Below are 21,572 nucleotides of genomic sequence, written 5' to 3'. Positions count from 1 at the left end.
CGTCATGTTTTCAGAATCACCTATTAAGCGCAGAAAGTCGACCCGAATAAACGTAGGCCATGTCCCTATTGGTGACGGTGCCCCTATTGCCGTGCAATCAATGACTAACACTAATACCATGGATGTTGACGCAACGGTTGCACAGATCCAAGCAATTCAAGATGCCGGGGCTGATATTGTACGTATTTCAGTGCCAACCATGGATGCTGCTGAAGCGTTTAAGAGTATTAAAGAGCAAGTTGATATTCCTTTGGTAACGGACATTCATTTTGATTACCGTATAGCGCTTAAAGTAGCTGAATATGGGGCAGATTGTTTGCGTATTAATCCTGGTAACATTGGCAGCGAAGACAGAATACGTGCTGTGGTTGATGCGGCGGGTGAACGCAATATTCCAATTCGAATTGGGGTTAATGGTGGATCTCTAGAGCGAGATTTACAAGAAAAGTACGGTGAGCCAACACCTGAGGCGTTACTAGAGTCAGCGATGCGTCATGTAGAAATATTACAACGTTTGAAGTTTGATCAGTTTAAAGTATCTGTTAAGGCTTCTGATGTATTTTTAGCTGTTGGGGCCTATCGTTTGTTAGCAAAAGAAATCGATCAGCCATTACACTTAGGGATCACGGAAGCGGGTGGCTTTAGATCTGGCTCTGTGAAGTCAGCAGTGGGACTGGGCATGTTATTGGCTGAAGGTATTGGTGATACATTGCGGGTATCATTAGCAGCGGATCCGGTTCAAGAAATCAAAGTGGGCTTTGATATATTGAAGTCGTTACGCATTCGTTCGCGAGGCATTAACTTTATTGCATGTCCGAGTTGTTCACGTCAAGAATTTGATGTGGTTAATACCATGAACCAGCTGGAAGAACGTTTAGAAGATATCGTAACACCAATGTCAGTCTCTGTAATTGGCTGTGTGGTGAATGGACCGGGTGAAGCTTTAATCAGTGATATTGGCCTTGCAGGTGCAAACCGACGCTCAGGGTTATATATTAATGGCGAACGCCAAAAAATGCGTATTGATAATGATAATATTGTTGAGCAGTTAGAAGCGCAAGTTCGTGATTTTGTCGCAAAGAAAGAAGCACAGCCTGCGATAGATATAAAAATAGTCGAATAATGGTAATAACTAAGCGACTCATATGGGATTATCTGCGTTGAGTCGTTTACGTTTTAAGCGAGCGCGGTATAATGAGCGATTAATTTTCAGCGCATTATTGTGCGTTTAGCGTGCTTGTATCAGTTTTAATAATTTTTAGTTAGGATTTTCAGTGGCGAAACAAATTCAGGCAGTTCGTGGAATGAACGATTGTCTGCCAGGTACTACACAGATTTGGCAGAAAGTAGAGCAAACATTACGTCAAACGGTGGCGTCTTATGGTTATCAAGAGATCCGTTTTCCTGTTGTAGAATCTACTGACTTATTTAAACGCTCTATCGGTGAAGTTACCGATATTGTTGAAAAAGAAATGTATACCTTTGAAGACCGCAGTGGGGATAGTCTTACTTTACGACCAGAAGGGACTGCGGTGTGCGTGCGTGCTGGTAATCAAAATGGTTTGTTATATAACCAAGAGCAACGCTTGTGGTACATGGGCCCAATGTTCCGTCATGAACGTCCTCAAAAAGGTCGCTATCGTCAGTTCCATCAGTTTGGCGTAGAAACATTTGGTATGGCCAGCGCAGATATTGATGCGGAAGTTATTTTATTGACGGCGCGTTTATGGCGAGCATTTGGTATAACAGAACATGTACGATTAGAGCTAAATTCACTGGGCTCAAATGAAGCGCGTGCTGAGTATCGAGATGCGCTTGTAGCGTTTTTAGAACAACATATTGAGCATTTAGATGAAGACAGTAAGCGCCGTATGCATTCAAACCCGCTACGAGTATTGGATAGTAAAAATCCTGATGTGCAGGCTATTTTAGTTAATGCGCCAAAACTCTCAGAGCATTTAGATGAAGAATCTCGCACACATTTTGCAAATTTATGTGAACGTTTGGATGCAGCTGGCGTCAGATATCAGGTTAACGAAAAGTTGGTTCGTGGTTTAGATTATTACAATCGCACTGTATTTGAGTGGGTGACAGATAGTTTAGGCGCACAAGGGACAGTATGTGCCGGTGGCCGTTATGATGGATTAGTAGAACAACTCGGTGGTAAAGCAACCCCTGCGGTTGGATTTGCTATGGGGTTAGAACGTCTAGTGTTGATGCTGCAAGAGTTAGAGTGTGTTGGCGAGCTTCGTCGTAACGTGGATGTATACGTTGCGGCAATGGGTGATAAAGCCAGCATTCAGGCACCGGTGATTGCAGAGGAACTGCGTAGCGACGTAATGGGTTTACGTGTTATGGTGCACGCAGGTGGCGGCAACTTCAAAAAACAATTAAAACGCGCAGATAAAAGTGACGCTCTTGTTGCTTTGATCTTAGGTGAAGATGAATTGGCTGAAGGTAAAGTAACCGTTAAATATCTTCGCGAACAAAAAGAACAAGTTACCTTGTCAATAGCTGAGGTTAAAGCCTTGCTATCAGACTTGGCTGGATAAGAGGTAAGAATGGAAATTTATTCAACAGATGAACAACAAGCAGAAGCAATAAAGCAGTTTTTCCGTGATAATGGGGTGTCTTTAGCGCTAGGTATTGTGATTGGCCTTGGTGGTTTATATGGCTGGAAGGCATATAACCAAAACCAAATTAGCAATGCAGAAGCTGCGTCTAGTGCGTATAGCAGTATTGCTGAAAGTGGGGAGATTTTAGCTAGTGCAGACTCTTTTATTAAAGATAATGCCGAGTCAAACTATGCTGTGTTGGCTGCGTTTGTTGCGGCAAAAGAAGCTGTAGATAGTAATCAATACGGTGTTGCGGCTGAGAAATTACGCTTTGCTGCAGATTCCGTAAAGAATCCAGAATTAAAGGCAACAGCTTTAACTCGTTTAGCACGAGTGCAACTAGCAGATAAAAAGCTAGATGATGCACTGGCTACTTTAGAAGCCGTAATGCCCACTAGTTTTAATGCCCAAGTATCAGAAATTAGAGGTGATGTGTACCTTGAAAAAGGTGATAAGCAATCGGCTCGAACACATTATCAAGCTGCTGTTTCTGCAAGTGAAGATGGCAATAATACGTTACTACAAAATAAGCTAGATGATTTAGCCATTGCGCAGACCGCAGTATAAGGAGCTAAAATGAAACAGCTTAGTATAGCCACTTTAGCGCTGTGTATGGCGTCGTTGTTGGGTGGGTGTTCATCAAATGATGAAGATGAAGAAGTTTTAGTATTACCTGAGATAAATAACCAGTTTGAAACACAAGTTCAGTGGCAAGAAAGTGTGGGAAGCGGTGTCGAGCATTACTTTTCTAGGTTAACGCCGACTGTATACGAAGACACCGTCTTTGTTGCTGAACGCTATGGTGAAGTTAAAGCGTTAGATGTAAATACGGGTAAAACACTCTGGGAAACCGATTCACGTAAAAACCAAGCCTTTTGGCCTTGGGAAGACAGCGACAGTGCGAAGCTTTCTGGTGGTATCTTACAAGCTTTTGGTAAAATTTATATTGGTTCAGAGCATGGTGAAGTGATTGCTTTAGACCGTGAAACGGGTGCAATCGTGTGGCGTAAAGCCGTGCCTGGAGAAGCGTTATCTTCACCTGCGGCGGGCGATGGGTTAATTTATGTCAACCTAGGGTCAGGTAAGTTGCTTGCGTTACACCCAGATACCGGTGAAGAGCGTTGGCGGCATGAACAAGAAGTTCCGGCATTAACACTGAGAGGTTTGAGTTCACCTACGAGTGCAAATGGTGGAGTGCTGTTCGGTGAAGAAAGTGGTAAACTATCAGTATTAATTGCTGAAAACGGTTATTCCGCGTGGAGCGTTGATGTTGCCTTGGCAAAAGGTGCGTCAGAGTTTGAGCGATTGGTTGATGTTGATACAAAACCATTAGTGAGTGGCACCAATGTATACGCAATTGCGTATAATGGCAATTTAGCTGCTGTTGACGTACGAAACGGCAATGTCGTTTGGAAACGAGAGTACAGTAGTTATAGAGATTTTAGCATTGAAACCAATTCCATCTATATTGTAGATAGCGAAGGTGTTATTTATGCACTAGATAAGGACTCAGGCATTGAACGTTGGAGTCAACCTGCGTTACGTGGGTGGTACTTAACGACGCCTACAGTGGCTGGGAACTATTTAGTTGTAGGTGACCAAGAAGGTAATCTACACTGGTTAGATAAACAAAGTGGTCAGCTAGTATCAAGAGAAAGTTTTGATAGCTCTGGGTTTTTTGTTGAACCTGTGATTGCTGGCGACAAGCTAATTGTATACACCCGTGATGGTGAAGTTAGCGCCGTTAAAATTCCATAACACTTAGTTATTATTAAGTTTGTTAAGGCTTCGCTTTGCGAAGCCTTTTGTTGTTTATTAAAGAGGTAGTCTATGCTTCCTGTGATCGCTCTTGTAGGGCGACCTAATGTGGGTAAATCCACGCTATTTAACCGTTTAACACGTACTCGTGACGCGTTGGTTGCGGATTTCCCAGGTCTAACACGTGACCGTAAATATGGCCAAGCCAGTTACGATGGATATGAATTTATCGTTGTGGATACCGGTGGTATTGACGGTTCTGAAGAAGGCATTGAAACGGAAATGGCTGAGCAATCGCTGTTGGCGATTGAAGAGGCGGATATTGTTCTATTTTTAGTGGATGCCCGAGCAGGAATGAACGCTGCAGATCAGGCTATTGCACAGCACTTGCGTAAACAGCAAAAGAAATGTTTTCTTGTTGCGAACAAAACGGATGGGATTGATGCCGATTCAAATTGTGCAGAGTTTTACCAGCTAGCGATCGGCGAAGTGTATCAGATTGCTGCTGCGCATGGCCGCGGTATTACCCAGTTGTTAGATCTCACTTTACAGCCTGTGATTGCAGAGCTAGCGGCTGAAGAAGATGAACTAGCGCAAGATGATGCTGACTTGGCTGATTTATATCTCGAAGGTGATGAAGGGGCGCATGAAGATGGTAAAACAGGTTTTGAAGACAAGCCCGTAAAGCTTGCTATTATTGGTCGCCCTAATGTAGGTAAATCCACGTTAACCAACCGAATTTTAGGTGAAGAACGGGTTATTGTTTATGATATGCCCGGTACCACCCGAGATTCAGTTTATATTCCAATGACGCGTAATGAACGCGAGTATGTTTTGATTGACACCGCTGGTGTTCGAAAACGTAAGAAAGTCAGCGATGTTGTGGAGAAGTTCTCAGTCATCAAAACATTGAAGGCCATTGAAGATGCGAACGTGGTATTGATTGTTGTGGATGCACGTGAAGGTATCTCAGATCAAGACTTAAGCTTGTTAGGTTTTGCGTTAAACGCAGGACGTTCACTGGTGATCGCGGTCAACAAATGGGATGGCCTAGATGATTACGTAAAAGAGCGAATTAAGACTGAGCTTGACCGTCGTCTCGGGTTTATTGATTTTGCCCGCTTGCATTTCATTTCGGCACTGCATGGCACAGGTGTTGGTCATTTATTTGAATCGGTAGATGAAGCATATGCGTCTGCAACTAAGCGTATTAGTACAGCAATGCTTCGTCGTATAATGGATATGGCACAGGCCGATCACCAACCGCCACTGGTGCGTGGTCGTCGAGTAAAACTCAAGTATGCCCATGCAGGGGGTTATAACCCCCCAAGAATCGTGATTCACGGTAATCAAGTCCACGATTTGCCTGATAGTTACAAGCGTTACTTGATGAACTATTATCGAAAAGCTTTGAATATCATGGGCACACCGATAAAAATTGAATTTAGAGAAGGGGACAACCCATTCTCAGGACGCACAAATAAGATGACGCTGTCGCAAAAGCGTAAGCTCAGAGCATTTACTAAAGAAAACCGTAATAAGTCATAATGATTTGATTACCCATGAAATGGCGCCATTGAGCGCCATTTTTGTTGATGGTGTATGTATTTTAAGTGAACGATGCTGATACGCTTAAGGTTTTCTCAGCCTCAATGATTTAATGTAACAGATATATGCCCCCACACCAGCGATTGGCAGCGTTAATAGTGTAGCCCAGCCTGCGGTATAACTTACGGCGAGTATCATGCCAATATCATAATTAAAAATCCTACAGTCCGTCGGTAGTGCTTCTTTCACCGTACATTGTAGTAGCGCTACTGTGAGCTCTGCACTCATTACAATGAGCAAGGGGAACATGGCCAGTACTGCAAGGTATCTCGCCAGTCTTTGCAATTTTATTTTACATAACATTTTGTATTTCCTTATATTTCACGATTCCCATTTGACGTTCGATGTTATTGAGTGTCTAATCCCAGCTATTCTCCGGTTAATTATATGCCGTAATAAGTATTTATATAGCCATTTTTTCACGCCAGATAGATTATGATGTTGTTGATAAAAATCATCTGGATTATCAAAGTGGCCAAGAGATGCAATAATGCTCTTATGCTGAATATAAGTATTTTGTCCGTTAAATTGATTGTTGGGGTTTTGCAAGGAGGGAGTTGCAATTGCGTAGCCTATAAAGCTGCCAAGATGCGTTTTAAAACGCGATTGAATTGCATTTAAATAATCCTGATCGATAATGTAACCTTCTAACTCTAGCCATCTATCGTCTAGATATACTTCAACCCAACTGTGAATAATTTGCGCTGGTGCTAACGTTAAAATCCAATTAGGAATAATACCTTGTTTTAAATTATTACTAATGGTGAAGCCTTGTAGTCGACAGGGAATACCCACCGCTCTTAATAGTGCCATCAGTAAGGTTCCTTTGGTATTACATTGGCCATAGCCTTGATATAAAACTGTGGATGCACTTAAACAATCCTCGCTGCTGTAGGCAAATTTTATGTCATTCATAACAAAGTCATAGATAGACTTTAAAGCTTGAGTTTGATTTATTACCAACCAATTTTTGTTGGTAATAAGAGTTTGGATTTGAATGTGTTGATAATTTAAAAGCTTAGTATTTGATAAGTAATTATGCATAGTACCCCCTCTTTTTTAGAAAGGCACTATGACTGAATACGCGCAATAAAAATTGAATAAACTGGCTATAGGAGCGAAGGACGTATTTAATTGAACAACACATGGTGTGCTAAGAGTGCTTTTTAACTTTATACAGAGAATAACTTCTCTCTGTATAAAGCGTATAGATTATTAAGATGAATGCGGTGTTTCACAGTCAGGTGAAAACCAGAAATCATCAGAGGCAGATACCCACTCATCACTGCAATTACCAAGTTGTTCACCTTCTACATCTGCACATGCGTCGTGATTTAAGCAATCTTGACTGTATTGCCCATCACCAAACATTGGGCAACCCGCACCACAGCGACCAGCACAAAACCCGTGACCACCAACAATGTAGGACTTTGTTTTCACAGAACCATTATCAAGGTCCCAAACAGCGGTTTTTCTGTTTCCCATTGCATAACAAATATCCGTCCACCCCTGGATGCGTGGACCCGTAGATGCACTCAGCGTTTGTTGGATTGGCTGATCAATTGGGTAGGTTGCTAAAAATTCGAAAAATTTCAATAAAACAGTATTAGACTCATTATCGAACGTAGATTGAAAGCCCTTAATTTTTTCAGCATGCAGTTGTGCACTATGAAGCATATTTTTGATATCAGATTGCAGTTCTTTGGTAACAACAAGCTCCGCTTTTTGCTTAGTAAAGCCGTTAATTACAACTTGTTTATTAACATTATCAAGCGCCAGGAGAAATACATTATCTTTATATTCAATGGTTGCATTAAAGACATCAGCCGCAGAGCCAGATGCCTTAAAGTTAATACGGTTATTTTTCCCGACTTTACTTGTGGAATATGCCTGATCCGAGAATGAACCTTGAATACCTGACTTTTGTGCTTCAATCGTGAAGTCATTCGTGTTGGCGAAGGTGCTCATTGAAAATAATGACAGAGCAAGTATGAGTGCTTTCTTCATAAATTAATCCTTTTAAATGGTTGAAAGGGACAGAGTCCAAATTTACTACCCACAAGACCTTGTGGCCCATCATGTTGATTAAAATTTAACAGGAAGTCAATTAATTGATTGGTTTTTGAACTTGATTTTATTTTTATACAGTATTTTGCAAGTTACTGTTGAGTGTTTTTTCTGGAAAGAAGTTTTTGTAAAGTAATACCAAATTGCTTTTTGAAAGTGCGACTCAGATGAGCACTGTCTGAAAATCCCGCAATATATGCAGCTTGAGTCGCGCTTCCACCTTTACTAATAACCTTAATAGCACAGATTAGTCGTCGCCATAGTAAATATGGGCGCCAAGGTAGTTGCATATTTTGTTTGAATAAGTGCAAAAATCGACTCTCTGATAAATTTAACTGTTCAGCAATATCTTTTGCAAGCCAATGTTCTGGTTTAATGCAGCTGGTTGTGAAGCATTGATCTAACTGGGCTAAAAGTGATTGGATCCGCACATCTAAATGACGATTGTTTTGCACATATTTTAAATCGCAAAGCGCCAGTAAGTCTTTTAAATCACTGTGTATTGTGGGCATTGTTTGTAGTGGACATTGAATTAAGGAGTTTTGCGCCAATCGTGTATCAATACATTGACCTAAAGCACTGCTGGGTTCGATAAGAATGATCCAGCCTGATTGCATCGAGAGTTGATGTGAGACATGAGACTTGAGTATGAATGCAGTGCTGTTACAGCGATAGGTAGTGAGTTGATCTAATTGAATAGTCAAGCTCATGTGACTCATAGGGAGTGTAATTTGTTGCAAGGCATGCTGATGTGAGGTGGTATCTAATACTTGCGTATGGACCGCCAAAATACCGGGTTCGATGAAAAGTATAGGCATGTAATTAAACTAACAAAAAACCGAAGCAATTGCTTCGGTTTTTTTACGCGCTGAGGTTACTACGCAAAGGCATCTTGTAGTGGCGGTACTACTTGCTTTTTACGACTTAATACGCCATCAAGCCAAACTCGACTGTGTTCTGGTTTAACCCCGTAGGCTGTTTCAATAATGCCTTCATCATCAGATGAAATAAGCATTTGTGAGCCTTCCTTCATAATATCTGTCAGGAGTAATAATACAGAGTGGCGTCCACCTTCTTCTTTCAGTTTAGCGATATCAGCTTCTAAGTCAGTTTTGATGTCGTCAAATACAGAAAGGTCAATGACTTCTAATTGGCCAATACCAACAAGCTTTCCATTCATGTTGAAATCTTTAAAGTCTCGCATTACTAGATCACGAGCTGGTGTACCTTCAACGGCAGATTTCACCTTGAACATATCCATACCTAGTTCTTTAACATCTGCAACATGAGCAATTTCAGCAAGAGCTTCAACACACTTGATATCAGCTGTAGTACAAGTCGGCGATTTAAAAATAACAGTATCACTTAATATTGCACATAACATTAAGCCAGCGATATCTTTTGGGATCTCGATATTATAGAAGTCATACATCATTTTAATGATGGTATTACTGCAGCCAACAGGGCGGATCCAGCATTCTAGCGGTGTCGAGGTGGTTAAATCACCTAATTTGTGATGGTCCACAACGCCAACAATTGTTGCCTCGTCTATATCATCAGGGGCTTGTGTTTTTTCAGTATGATCAACGATGTATACTTCTTCACCTGCATAGCTAAGCTTCAGCTCAGGTGCTTCAAAGCCAAAACGATCAAGAATAAATTGTGTTTCAGGAGAAATATCACCTAAACGTGTAGGTACGGCTGCTTCACCAATTTGGTTCTTTAAATACGCAAGTGCAATTGCACCACAAATAGAATCTGAATCTGGGATCTTATGACCCACTACATACATTGCCATGGACGGAGCTCCTTAAATTTTGGCCGATATTCTATCAAACTCTGTTGGTAATAAAATAGCCTTGTATCGTTAAATTAGACATAAGTGTTACTCCGAGCATGAGATTTAAAATATCTCAGGTGCTATGAAAGTGAATAAGGCGTATTTGTTCGATGGTATTTTTATTTTTTGTTGATATTGTTTAACCTTTAATTAACAAGGAAATGTAATGGTATTCATTAAATATGGTTTTTTATACAGTATATTTTCATTATTCACGTGTGTTTTATACGCTGGAGAGACTGAGCTAGTTTCTTATCAATCGTTTGACCACCATGGCGATCATGCTTATTTACTTACGCTTCCAAGTGAAGCCAATTTTAAGCAGCAGCAGTTTTTAGAGGTTGAATTAGGTTGTGCAGTGCAAGGGTGCAGTGATTGGGATTACACAGTGCGTTTCGAATGGTTAAAAGACGGGCATCGATATGAATTCGGTCGTTTAATTACCCCTTATGCGGGCTATATGCAAAGGGGAATGCATGGTTTTAACCGTAGCTGGAGGCGAAAGTATGTCTTTGAGATTTCACATTTGGCGCCGGTACTCAAAGGAGAGGGAACTTTGAATGTGCATTATGGTGGCTGGGGCGTCAAAAAGTCAGCATTTGGCTTTAGCGCAAAATTGATAACGCGAGGTACTGTTGCAAGGCGGGTAAATAAAGTTGTACCAGTGTATTATTCAGCGTCAGCCGGGTGGCCTTATAAATCGGCGAATGAATTTTCGTCGTTTTTACCTGCAAAAGAAGTGACTTTTTCTGCTGATGACATCAAAGCTCAATTGAAGGTCATTGTTTCCGCACATGGTCACGCGCTTTCTTTTGATAACCCAGCGCAAGAGGCGGAGTTATGTGGCGAGTGGTGCGAGCGCTATTTTGAGCTATTACAAAATGAGCGTGTGTTAGCACGTACACCGCTTTGGCGCACCGATTGCGATCAAAGTGCAACATTCCCACAAGGTGGCACCTATATTTATGCCCGAGCAAATTGGTGCCCAGGAGAAGTGGTTGAGCCATTTAGTTATGAGCTTGATACACGCCGCGCCCAGTCTATGTTAGATATCGATTGGCAGACTTATACTTGGCAGCCATCACAATATGGGTCTGATGCACCGAGGTATATTGTGAGTGCTGTATTGGTGACATATGGACCTGTCAGGCTGAATACAGATTTGGCTATTGAGCAGATTTTAGCACCAAATAATGACATAGATAGCCGAACAAATACGCGTTGTGGCGAGGTAAGCATTGCGGTGGTAAATCAAGGGCAAACGGATATTACAGACATTGATTTTTGGTATGGGGTCACTAAGCTGCAGCATTATTTATGGCATGGAGAGTTAAATCCAGGCGAACGCCAAATCCTTACCTTACCTGCTCGTTATTGGGGAGAATTCACATCGTCCAATGCACGCTTAACAGTACAGGCGATCACAGCACAAGATGAAAATAGTCGTAATGATTTTGCTGTGAGTAACTTTGATTTACCTCAGGCTTTTAGTAATCGCGCTAAATTGTATTTAATGACCGGTAAGTTTGCAGACGAAACCAGCGTAAGTATCAAAGATCGAGATCATCATCTTGTTAAACAATGGCATCAGTTTAACGCCTCGTCTGAGCATATATTAGAGTTGGGTTTGCCAGTAGGCTGTTACAATCTAGAAGTGAATGATACAGCGCAAGATGGTTTAGCATTTCCATTTTTAAATCAGCGTAAAGGGCAAGGAAGTATCGCTATTCATGATCCGTCACTCATTGACGGGGTCGTAGAGGTGGAAGCTTTACAAGCTGATTTTGGCAGAAAACTGTCTGTCCCTTTTACCGTTGGCTATCGATTAGGTGAGTGTGCCGCGCCGCAATGGCAACCAAATAGAGCTTATTCAGTCATTGCTGAGAAAGTGGGTTTTCAAGGAATTATTTATGAAGTAAAACATTGGAGCTATAACTTCCAACCAGATAAGGCTGGCCCTTATGATGCTTGGCAGGCATACAGTTATTGTGATGGCAGTGAGCTAACAAATTGAAAGAATTGATACTAGTATAGTTGGGTTTGTGTGTGTAGCTAAATGTAGCTACACTGCGAGCAATATTTATGAAGGAAACTGCTATGGGCTTAAGTCGTAAAGCGTGGAATAACGTTGTGATTTTCTCGATGCTTTTGATGATTTTTTTTCTCAATGGCGTACACCATAAATTGGCTCCAGAGAGTCAGGTTTCTGGGCCAAAAGCCTTGTTACCAGCGCAAAGCTTTGTACTGACGTTAGCGTTTCCTGGTTATAAAATTGAGCGTATAGGAACGTCGTGGCGTATAGATGGACCTTGGCAAGCAAAGCCAGAAAAAATGCAGTCTTTGGTAAACTTATGGTTATCATTGCAATTAGAAGTTGTCGACATAAGGTTAAGTGCAGATAAAGCCATAACAGTTGCACGTTTTTGGCTAGCTGGGCAAGAATTACCGTTAAGTTATCAACTATATTTGGATAATGAGCAGTACTACTTATTTGATAAACAGCAGCACCTCTGGTTATCGGTGCCGATGGAACTAGTACCGCAATTATTTTTACCTTTAGAAATTGGCAAGTCTGAAAATACGGGATTTGCGAATTAATTATTACAGAGTATTTTATGCCTGAATTACCAGAAGTAGAAGTGAGCCGGTTAGGCATACACCCACACGTTCAAGATCAAACGGTAACACAAGTGCTTATTCATAACCCAAGCCTACGATGGCCGATACCCGATGATGTAACGACCATTGTTAATTTGAAGATTGAGAATGTACGGCGCAGAGCCAAATATTTGTTATTGGATACGGCGGTCGGTAGCGTCATTTTACATTTAGGTATGTCTGGACATTTACGGATAGTACCTATCGAGGAGCCATTGAAAAAGCATGATCATGTGGAAATTCACTTTGAGAATGGTAAGGCGTTAAGATTAAATGATGCGCGGCGTTTTGGTGCATGCTTATGGCAGGCATTAGGTACAAGCCATACATTGTTTGCAAAGCTCGGACCAGAGCCATTAACGGGGGCGTTTACTGCGCTACATTTATATGAGCGTTCTCGAGGTAAAAAAATACCTATTAAGCAATTTATTATGGATAACCATGTGGTGGTAGGTGTAGGCAATATTTATGCGAATGAATCTTTATTTAAAGCAGGAATACACCCTAAAAAAGAAGCAGGAAAAGTATCGTTAAAGCGTTTTCAAGCATTAACCCCAATCATTAAAGACACACTTTCAGCTGCGATTGAGCAAGGTGGCACGACACTGAAAGATTTTTCACAAACGGATGGAAAACCGGGTTACTTTGCTCAACAGCTGCTTGTTTATGGACGTAAAGGTGAGGCGTGTTTTACATGCGATACCCAATTACAAGAAATTAGGCTTGGTCAGCGAAGCACCATTTTTTGTCATAAGTGTCAGAAGTAATGGTGCATGCGCTGTGTGAGTTTTAGATCTAAGGGGTCACCACCTGCTCAGAGGTATTAATCGATTCAAAAGGTGTATTAAAGCACCAAGCGGATAGAATTTTACTGACTTGTTCAATACGCAGTGCAAAACTTGATTTTAGCGCACGCTCATGAATGGTGTGATCACCATCACCATAAGGGCCAAAGCCATCTAGTGTGGCTGTGCCAGCAGCGGAGACTGTATTGGCATCGGAGACGCCACCACGATGTTCTACAGCGAGTGGGGAGCCTAAAATCTTTGATATTTGTTCGAGTAGATACTGCTGCTCGTCGTTTGGTACCATGACACCACGTTGTAAACCGCCATTGATAGCGATTTCTACGCCCGTAATTTCAACCGCCAAACAAATATTCTCAATGCCTTTGAGTAATCGTTGTTGTTCTGTTTTTGATGTGAACCGCGCTTCGACTAACATGTTGGCTTTCGGTGAAATAGTGTTAGCCCCTAATCCACCAGAAATCTTCCCAACGTTGACGGTACTACCGCGCTTTAAGTCGCTGAGGCTGGTCATTTCCAGTAATAAGTTGGCTAAAGCAAAGTTGGCATCAATGCCTTCACTATAATGGTTGCCAGCATGCGCCGCTTTGCCTGTTATACAGATATCAAAAGTTGCGATGCCTTTGCGAGCAACCACAACTTCATGATTTTTCCCTGCTGCTTCAAAAACTAAACACGCATCATAATGCGTGGCGAGCTCGGTTGTTAATGCTTTGCTGTCATCACTACCAATCTCTTCGTCGCTGACGAGTAAAAAGTCTATGTTATAAAGGGGGCCACATTGTTGACGCAATTGTCTCAGCGCATTCAAAGCAACAAAGTTTCCGCCTTTCATATCACATACGCCAGGGCCATACACCCACTCGTCATCTTGATGAAACTCATTAAAAGTCCCATCGGGAAATACAGTATCTAAATGGCCTAACAGCAAGACTTTTCGACCCGTTTTCTTTGGAGTATGAAATAATAAATGATCACCTATATGCTCCCTTTGGTAACGTGTCAGCGAAAAGCCGAGCGGCCCTAGCAGCTCAATCATTTGCTCCCCATGTAAGTCTACATTTACTTTATTTTTACTATGAGAATTACAACGAATTAGGCTCGCTAATTCATCAAAGTTTATCTGTGTCATTATCAACTCCCTGAATTTCGTTGTGGCAGATCCTCGCGATATCGGGTTGCATTTCAGTGAAGCTTTTATGAACAAATTTTGTCCGTCGATTTTGGTCAAAAATATGTCATACAGATCCTTTTAAATTAGCGTTCAGTTTAAAAACAATACAGCTTACCAAGGAGAAAAAAGTGACAGCACCACATGTGGGTATTTGGATGTATGAAAATGGTGGGGGATCGGCCATCGAGAGAAAACTAGTTCATGCATTGGCAGAGCGAGGGATCCAAACCAGTACCGGGTTAAATTTACGTGATGCGCGAGCACAAGGTGGTGAAGTGATATGCAATGGTGTCGCCATGGAGCAGCTTGATGTCTTTTTAAGTTATAACGCAGGGCAGCAAACTCAATACCAGTTATATTTATATCAAGTGCTTAGCCAAGCAATTCCGACACTTAATAATTTCAATGCATTTTCACTTGCAGAAGATAAGTTTCGCACATCCCATTTGCTGAGTAGTCATGGTGTTGCAACCCCAGATTATCGTCTATGCCATAAAAATGATATTGACGGCTTAAAAGGCGCGATTCGAGATTTTGGCGGTAAGTTAGTCTACAAACCAACCGATGGGTGGGGAGGCGTGGGTATTGTTAAAATAGATGGTGAACAAGCACTTGATATGTTATTGCCCTTTTTGAGTCGAACAGATCTTCGGTACTTTTATGTCGAGCGCTTTATTAATTATGACAATACCGATTATCGGATTGATATTGTCGATGGTAAGTGTGTTGGGTGCTATGGCCGAAAAGCGCCTAAAGATGATTGGAAAACCAATATCACCAGTGGTGGCTCGGTGTTTGTACGTGAGCCCGGACAAGAAGTCATAGACTTAGCGATCCAAGCTACTCAGTTATTAGGGCTTGAGATTGCGGGTGTAGATCTCATTTATGATCGTGAAAAAGAAGAGTATGTCGTCCTAGAAATCAACACTATCCCAGCATTTGCAACCCCAGAGCAAGAAGCGCTTGGGATTAATTTTAATCAAAACAAGCTCGACGCTATGGTCGACCTTATCGATAAAACAGTACAACGCAAACTCGCACTTCACTCAGCCAAGGTGGCCTAAATAATGACAACACATACTCCTCTACCAAAGATTGGATTACTGTATTTAGATTATGTATTACGCTTTTTTGATAAATCAAACTTTAAAGGTTGGCCGGATAAAATAGAGCAAGTGACTTATCATTGGGGAGACGATAAAGCGCGCTTTATTAATGAAGTTAAAAAGAAAAAAATCGATGTACTCATTGGTAATATTCCGGCTACTGCTTATGAAGCATTTCGAGATATTGCCAGAGGACTCCCTAATGTCCGTTTTTTACCGTCGCTTGACAGTCAGTTCTCAAATAAATCGAAAGAAAATGTGACCCACTTTTGTCGTAAATATGATTTGCCAACCCCACATACCGAAATTTTTTATATACCAGAAAAAGCGCAAGCATTTTTAGCGAAAGCAACTTATCCAAAAATCATTAAGCGCTCATATGGGCCTTCTAACTATGGTGGGTATTTCGTACATAAAGTGGATAGTGAATCACAGGCCCAGCAGCTTTTGAGTGAAAAAAAGTATTACCCTGTGTATGTACAAGATTTTGTGCCGATGGAAGCGGATATTCGAGTGATGCTTATTGGCCATAAACCTGTGTGTGCATTTTGGCGCAGACCCCCCGAAGGTGAATGGTTAACTAATACCAGTCAAGGGGGTAGCATGGATTATCAAGGCGTACCGGATGCCGTATTAGAGTTGGCTATTCGCACTTCAAAATCGGCGAATGCGGAATATTGGGCATGTGATATTGCTCTAGGTAAAGATGGTAAGTTGCGTATCTTAGAATGTGCCACTGCTTTTGCTGCATTTCCGTATATTCGAGACTGGATTGGGCAATATCTCATGTGGTTACTTGGAGATGGCCGGTTTAGCAAGCCAAATATACCCATTTATAATTGGGAGGAGCTTGGGAAAATTGATACGCGATTATTACGAACCATGCGCCATATAGGCTTTTCTCGTTATACACCCAGCCAAGACAGTGGAGAAGTATTCAATGGTTTAGATGAACAAAACTATCCTATTTTAGATACTCGTTACTTGAGCAAAGAAGAGTGGCCGAGTGAAGTTTGGAATCTGCAGGATAATTTTGTGCTGACGTCATCAGAAATAAGCACAGGTAAACAGTCACAAAGCTTACCTGCCAGTGATGAAGCGGCGAATGATAATAACGTACATTTACCCGTTTATAGTGAGGAACAAGTTCGTGCCATACTCGCTGAAGTGAAAGGCATTGGTCAAAAAATGATTGATGACATCATGCACACATTTGGCGCCCATGGCGTGGTGGATGTACTCAATAGCGATCCGGAACAGTTGTGTGTTGTTAAAAATCTAAAAGACAAAAAGCTGCAGAAAATAGTTTCTCACTGGCAGCAAATAGCCACAGCTCACCCGTGCCATTAAGCACGGGTTTTTTGTCTTAAACTTTTTAGCCAAAGAGATATTTATGAAAATCCAATATGCATCGTATCAAGATACCATTGATTTTTTACAGCAGGCAATGAGTGAGCACCCACATTTAATTCGCTTACAAAGCATCGGAAACACTTGGGAAAATAGGCCCATCATGTTGGTCACGGTATCGCTCGATGTCACTTATGCAGACGACAAACCCGCTTTACTTTATACCGGTTCAATTCATGCGCGAGAATGGATTGGTAATGAATTGGCAATTAAGTTTATTGAGTATGTTATAGATAATTACCGCTTCAACCCGAAATTACAAACAGCCTTGACGCGCAATACTTTATATATGGTACCGTGCTTAAACCCCGATGGTTTTGAGTACTCACGTAACCATTTTTCATTTTGGCGAAAGAACCGTCGTAATAACGGAGATGGTACATTTGGCGTTGATCTGAATCGTAACTTCGACGCAAAATTTATGCGCAACCACAATACCCATACCAATACTTATGGTGGCCCTCATGCTTTTTCTGAACCGGAAACCTGTGCCATCCGCGATTTTGTAGAAGCACATGACAATATTCGTATTGCTTTAGATTATCATTCACAAGGGAATGTATTTTTCCCTGCGCATAAGTTTAACCATGAAGTTGAAATTGAAGGCACTGATCTTAATGTGCTTTGCGCGAACATGAACAACGAAATTCGCAAAGTGACAGGGCGACAATATGGCATTCATCGCGGAAAGCCACCGGCGCAGCTCATTAATGGGAGTGGCCGAGAGTATTATTATCGTAAAGGGATTATTGCAACTGTTGTTGAGGTGGGTACGCGCAATATTCCAGATTACATGAAAAACATGTCACAAAGTGTCGCGGAAAATATTCCTGCGGTGTTACATGCTTTAAGTGAAGCAATTAATTATTCTCCATTGGCGCCAAGTCGAGTGAGTGACTTTACCATAGGGCACGTCACGCATGACAGCGTAGAGCTGCAATGGCAATATGAAGCACGAGAGGATATATATTTTGAAGTATATCGCAGTGAGCATAATAAAAGTCCGTGTACGGAAGCGAATTTGGTGGCAATTACTAAGTCACTTGAGTTTGTAGATACACAACTCAATAGCGGCCAGTTCTATTTTTATAATATTCGCGCAGTTGACAAAGTCACCAAGATAAAATCCCCTTTTAGACCTGAATTACGATTGAAAACCACATTAGCCTCGCACCAATGCGGCCGTACATTATTTCCAGCGAGAGAGCATGTCGGATATTTATCACAAAATTTTAGTAATAAGAATAAAGAACATTTTGGATATAACTCCATGTTTATCGGAGTGGATAAAGGCCGGGGCGTGAGTTTAGGTGTAGTCGCTTATGATTTAAGTACGATAGAGGATGGCTCACGTATTGAGACCGCACAATTCTTCCTATACCCGATGAATCGTGTTGCCACAAAAATAGAGAAGTATGGTGAGTGGTCAATTTCTGTTTTAGATGCCTCTTTGATAGAGGACATTTATGACTTTGATAAAGTGATGGAAGCGACGCCGTTACATACGTTAGGTGAAACCATTGAATCAGATAAAATGACGCAAGGAATTTGGCTAAAGTGGTCATTCAATGGCGTAGAACGCGCACTTTTAAACAAGTTATTAGCGGATAAAACGCTATTATTACGGATACAAGGCCCAGATACCTTGCCGTTAGGTAATGATTCACAAGTTATGCAGTTTGATATCGGCTACGGTCCATTTGGTAGTGGTTTACATTATCGACCTAATTTAGAGCTTATTTATCAGTTACCGGAGCAACGCTTAGCATTGACAATGTCTGCGTGTAATACGATTTACCAAGACAAAGTAGTCGCAGAAAAATTGGCATCTGGATTTGATGGTCAAGGTGAAATCGTGTACGGACAATTGGCATTTGAGCATTTGCAGCATCTAGACCCACTAAAGACGGTGTTCACGCAAGCCTGCTTAACTTTATATAGTCGTAATAGTTTGTCGTCAGCGAAAGATGTGCGGTTTACGGTTGAATTGGTCGAGCTTAAAGATGTTGATTTTAAGCATGTAAAGCAGCGACAAAAAATAGAGTACATAGGCTATGAAGTGAGTAATGAGCAGCTGAAAGAGCGTACTGCGCATAACTTTATTTTTGACAGCTACAGCCTGCAAGAGCTGGCGCGATTGCATAAGGCAAATTCTCCTTATTATTTTATTATTCGCGCAACCGCAGAATCACAAGCGAGCAATGCTTTAATAAATTGGGCTGATTGCCACGCAGAGCAAGCGACGACATTGAATATTCAGTATATTGAACGTCGTAATGAGCCGCTGCCTTCCCCCACTAATTTACAAACACACAATGAGAATGGGGTTGTTAAGTTAACTTGGGATAATCCAGATAGCGGCGATTTAGTGGGTTGCTTTGTGGTCAGAAATCGCTTTCATCCGCCGCGCTCTCCTTTTGATGGCGTCAAGCTATATGGCGGGCCAGATACGTATACACTGGATAATTTTGGTAATGCCGATTTGAGTAAGTATTATGGTGTATTTAGTTACGATCATGCGCCGAACTACTCTGAGCCTGTGGTGATTTATTACTCAGGTAAGGGCAATAAGTAAATTAATGATTTGATTGATATTAGGGGCTGTTGATCTGTTAGGTTCATTTTTACAGCAATTTGATTGAATTTCATACAAAGTGGAGGCTGCATAGCATGGTTATTCCATGTGAGTCAGCCGATAACACAGTAGAAAAGCCAATCAAGCGCTGCCTACCGATTTTTTTGAGCAGCCCTTTCTCTTTGTTGCTTAATATTCGCTTAGATTACTAGGCCACATATTAAGCGCCGCGATAAAAGCATGCTCAAAGAGAACAAAAATAGAACTGCAAAAATCAATAGCCTCTAGATAAAGTCACCTAAATTATCGCTTTTTAGAAATAAGGATGTTCTATAAAGGGTTATGATGCCATGATACGTGCTTTGTTGTTTTTATCTGAGAACAGAGATGACTGATACGAGTGCGATATTTATTATTGTTCCTACAGCCGATGTTACATCGATTACTTCTGAATTAAATTATGTACCCGCATCATTAAACAGTGAAGGATTTATCCATGCTTGTGAGTATCACCAAGTTGCTGAAGTGGTATCGCGTTTTTTTGATAATCACTTAGCCTTGTCTGTGTTGGTTGTTGATGTGAGTTTAATCAACTCACCGTTACGTTATGAAGCACCAAGTACCACAATGTCTTCACCAGCCCTTTTCCCCCATATTTACGGGGCGTTAAACACAGATGCGATTGTTGATGTGTGTGACTTAGTGCATTTTAAACATCAGCCTATAACGCCGGAAATAATGGCGGTATTACGACATTATCGTTTTGAACGATTACCTGTCGAAAGTACACTTTTTAAAAGTACATGGCGTTCCAGCAGTAACAATACGCACGGTGAGCCAGTGGGTACTGCGATGATAGGCTTGTACTGTGATAGCTTAACCAGTGTATCCTGTTTTCATAAATTGACCTTTGATGAGGTTTGGCATTTTTATGGTGGTGATCCGCTAGAATTGACGCTTCTATACCCGAATGGAGATTCGGAGCAAGTCGTGCTCGGCACTGACTTTACCAATGGTCATGTTTGTCAGTATTTGATACCTGCGGGGGTTTGGCAGGGAGGGTGTTTGGTCGAGGGCGGCCAGTATGCGTTATTTGGCTGTACAATGGCACCAGGCTTCACGGGAAGTTGCTTTACTGCAGGGATTGCCGACGCGCTGATTGAAGCCTACCCAAATGAAGAGAAGGTCATTAAAAAATTATCCGTGAATGGCCATCAAACGACGATGCCAGAAGGATTTGCGACTTAATTTTTGAAAAGCAATGAATTAATGATTTTAGTTTTTAATTTTAAGTAAGAGTGTTTTATGATCCTTGATTTTGATAGTTTGTCTGCAAATAAGGTATACCATACGTTAACGCAAACTGTGGTGCCTCGTCCTGTTGCATGGGTGTTATCTGAAAATACCCAAGGCACATTAAACTTAGCACCATTTTCGTACTTTACGGCGGTAAGTTCCGATCCAGCAGTGCTGATGTATGCGGTAGGGGTAAAACCTTGTGGCGAATATAAAGACTCGGCGCTAAATGTTGAAGCAACAGAAGAGCTGGTAATTCATATTGCAGATAGTCGCTTAGCAGATGAAGTGACCTTATCAGCAGCAACTTTACCGAATGATCAGTCTGAACTGGATACATTGGATTTGACGCTCACCGACTTTGCCGGATCAACTTTGCCAAGGGTCGCGCAGTGTAAAGTTGCATTTGCGTGTAAACTGCATAAAGTGGTGGAAATGGGCGAATTGCCCATGAAGTTGATGTTTGTACAGGTGACCCATGCGTATATCGATGATGAGATAGTCGAAACTGACCACAAAGGACGTAGTAAAGTCGATGCGCTAGCGTTAGATCCGATTGCGCGCTTAGGCGGTGGTGAGTATGCAAGTCTAGGGGAAGTTTTTAAAATCACCCGTCCAGCATAAGAAAGTAGTGCAGTAAAACGGTATACTTACTGCAC

The 21,572-nt window shown here is 41.6% G+C and carries 19 protein-coding genes; 13 read left to right on the top strand and 6 right to left on the bottom strand.

Annotated features, from left to right (window positions below):
- The first annotated feature begins 4 nt into the window (after positions 1 to 4).
- The 5 genes from ispG to der all read left to right on the top strand — a co-directional run bounded on the left by ispG (position 5) and on the right by der (position 5,921).
- The gene (gene ispG, locus PAUR_RS00485; RefSeq protein ID WP_192505889.1) at positions 5 to 1,123 is read left to right on the top strand and encodes a flavodoxin-dependent (E)-4-hydroxy-3-methylbut-2-enyl-diphosphate synthase; all 1,119 of its coding nucleotides are present in this window, start codon (positions 5 to 7) and stop codon (positions 1,121 to 1,123) included.
- Positions 1,124 to 1,274: 151 nt separating this feature from the next.
- The gene (gene hisS / locus PAUR_RS00480; protein ID WP_192505888.1) at positions 1,275 to 2,552 is read left to right on the top strand and encodes a histidine--tRNA ligase; all 1,278 of its coding nucleotides are present in this window, start codon (positions 1,275 to 1,277) and stop codon (positions 2,550 to 2,552) included.
- A gap of 9 nt (positions 2,553 to 2,561) precedes the next feature.
- Positions 2,562 to 3,182, top strand: coding sequence for a YfgM family protein (locus tag PAUR_RS00475; RefSeq protein WP_192505887.1), 621 nt, complete (start codon positions 2,562 to 2,564; stop codon positions 3,180 to 3,182).
- 9 nt (positions 3,183 to 3,191) lie between these two features.
- Positions 3,192 to 4,373, top strand: a complete 1,182-nt coding sequence (gene bamB / locus PAUR_RS00470; protein ID WP_192505886.1) for an outer membrane protein assembly factor BamB — start codon at positions 3,192 to 3,194, stop codon at positions 4,371 to 4,373.
- A 72-nt stretch (positions 4,374 to 4,445) separates the two neighbouring features.
- The gene (gene der, locus PAUR_RS00465) at positions 4,446 to 5,921 is read left to right on the top strand and encodes a ribosome biogenesis GTPase Der (RefSeq protein ID WP_192505885.1); all 1,476 of its coding nucleotides are present in this window, start codon (positions 4,446 to 4,448) and stop codon (positions 5,919 to 5,921) included.
- Between the two features lie 84 nt (positions 5,922 to 6,005).
- Here the strand turns inward: der and PAUR_RS00460 are convergent, their stop codons facing one another.
- The 5 genes from PAUR_RS00460 to PAUR_RS00440 form a co-directional block, all read right to left on the bottom strand.
- Entirely contained in the window at positions 6,006 to 6,284 is a 279-nt protein-coding gene (locus PAUR_RS00460) for a hypothetical protein (protein ID WP_192505884.1), read from the bottom strand.
- Between the two features lie 18 nt (positions 6,285 to 6,302).
- Positions 6,303 to 7,025 (bottom strand): transglutaminase-like domain-containing protein, encoded by a 723-nt coding sequence (locus tag PAUR_RS00455; RefSeq protein WP_192505883.1) that lies wholly within the window; start codon positions 7,023 to 7,025, stop codon positions 6,303 to 6,305.
- A 171-nt stretch (positions 7,026 to 7,196) separates the two neighbouring features.
- Positions 7,197 to 7,988 (bottom strand): hypothetical protein, encoded by a 792-nt coding sequence (locus tag PAUR_RS00450; RefSeq protein WP_192505882.1) that lies wholly within the window; start codon positions 7,986 to 7,988, stop codon positions 7,197 to 7,199.
- Between the two features lie 152 nt (positions 7,989 to 8,140).
- On the bottom strand, positions 8,141 to 8,866 hold the full coding sequence (locus tag PAUR_RS00445; protein ID WP_192505881.1) for a helix-turn-helix domain-containing protein: 726 nt from the start codon (positions 8,864 to 8,866) through the stop codon (positions 8,141 to 8,143).
- Positions 8,867 to 8,925: 59 nt separating this feature from the next.
- Complete coding sequence (locus PAUR_RS00440; RefSeq protein WP_192505880.1) at positions 8,926 to 9,846, bottom strand: manganese-dependent inorganic pyrophosphatase; 921 nt, start codon at positions 9,844 to 9,846, stop codon at positions 8,926 to 8,928.
- Positions 9,847 to 10,054: 208 nt separating this feature from the next.
- On the opposite strand from PAUR_RS00440, the gene PAUR_RS00435 reads away from it, so the two are divergent.
- The 3 genes from PAUR_RS00435 (at position 10,055) to mutM (ending at position 13,313) form a co-directional block, all read left to right on the top strand.
- On the top strand, positions 10,055 to 11,902 hold the full coding sequence (locus PAUR_RS00435) for a peptide-N-glycosidase F-related protein (RefSeq protein WP_192505879.1): 1,848 nt from the start codon (positions 10,055 to 10,057) through the stop codon (positions 11,900 to 11,902).
- A 68-nt stretch (positions 11,903 to 11,970) separates the two neighbouring features.
- Complete coding sequence (locus tag PAUR_RS00430) at positions 11,971 to 12,486, top strand: hypothetical protein (RefSeq protein ID WP_225738232.1); 516 nt, start codon at positions 11,971 to 11,973, stop codon at positions 12,484 to 12,486.
- Between the two features lie 17 nt (positions 12,487 to 12,503).
- The gene (mutM, locus tag PAUR_RS00425) at positions 12,504 to 13,313 is read left to right on the top strand and encodes a bifunctional DNA-formamidopyrimidine glycosylase/DNA-(apurinic or apyrimidinic site) lyase (protein WP_192505878.1); all 810 of its coding nucleotides are present in this window, start codon (positions 12,504 to 12,506) and stop codon (positions 13,311 to 13,313) included.
- 28 nt (positions 13,314 to 13,341) lie between these two features.
- Here the strand turns inward: mutM and PAUR_RS00420 are convergent, their stop codons facing one another.
- Entirely contained in the window at positions 13,342 to 14,484 is a 1,143-nt protein-coding gene (locus tag PAUR_RS00420) for a M20 family metallopeptidase (protein WP_192505877.1), read from the bottom strand.
- A 170-nt stretch (positions 14,485 to 14,654) separates the two neighbouring features.
- Here PAUR_RS00420 and PAUR_RS00415 point away from each other — a divergent pair, with 170 nt between their 5' ends.
- The 5 genes from PAUR_RS00415 to PAUR_RS00395 all read left to right on the top strand — a co-directional run bounded on the left by PAUR_RS00415 (position 14,655) and on the right by PAUR_RS00395 (position 21,537).
- Positions 14,655 to 15,590 carry an ATP-grasp domain-containing protein gene (locus tag PAUR_RS00415; RefSeq protein WP_192505876.1) on the top strand — a complete coding sequence of 312 codons (936 nt, stop codon included), beginning with the start codon at positions 14,655 to 14,657 and terminating at the stop codon, positions 15,588 to 15,590.
- A 3-nt stretch (positions 15,591 to 15,593) separates the two neighbouring features.
- Positions 15,594 to 16,982 (top strand): ATP-grasp domain-containing protein, encoded by a 1,389-nt coding sequence (locus PAUR_RS00410; protein ID WP_192505875.1) that lies wholly within the window; start codon positions 15,594 to 15,596, stop codon positions 16,980 to 16,982.
- A 43-nt stretch (positions 16,983 to 17,025) separates the two neighbouring features.
- Entirely contained in the window at positions 17,026 to 19,617 is a 2,592-nt protein-coding gene (locus PAUR_RS00405; RefSeq protein WP_192505874.1) for a M14 family zinc carboxypeptidase, read from the top strand.
- Positions 19,618 to 20,004: 387 nt separating this feature from the next.
- The gene (locus tag PAUR_RS00400; protein WP_192505873.1) at positions 20,005 to 20,865 is read left to right on the top strand and encodes a cupin domain-containing protein; all 861 of its coding nucleotides are present in this window, start codon (positions 20,005 to 20,007) and stop codon (positions 20,863 to 20,865) included.
- 57 nt (positions 20,866 to 20,922) lie between these two features.
- Complete coding sequence (locus PAUR_RS00395; RefSeq protein WP_192505872.1) at positions 20,923 to 21,537, top strand: flavin reductase family protein; 615 nt, start codon at positions 20,923 to 20,925, stop codon at positions 21,535 to 21,537.
- Positions 21,538 to 21,572 lie beyond the last annotated feature (35 nt).

The sequence above is a fragment of the Pseudoalteromonas aurantia 208 genome, assembly GCF_014858725.1.
Lineage (GTDB): Bacteria > Pseudomonadota > Gammaproteobacteria > Enterobacterales > Alteromonadaceae > Pseudoalteromonas > Pseudoalteromonas aurantia.
The sequence above is the reverse complement of the archived record's forward strand: the minus strand, read 5'-3'. Positions and strand labels throughout refer to the sequence as shown.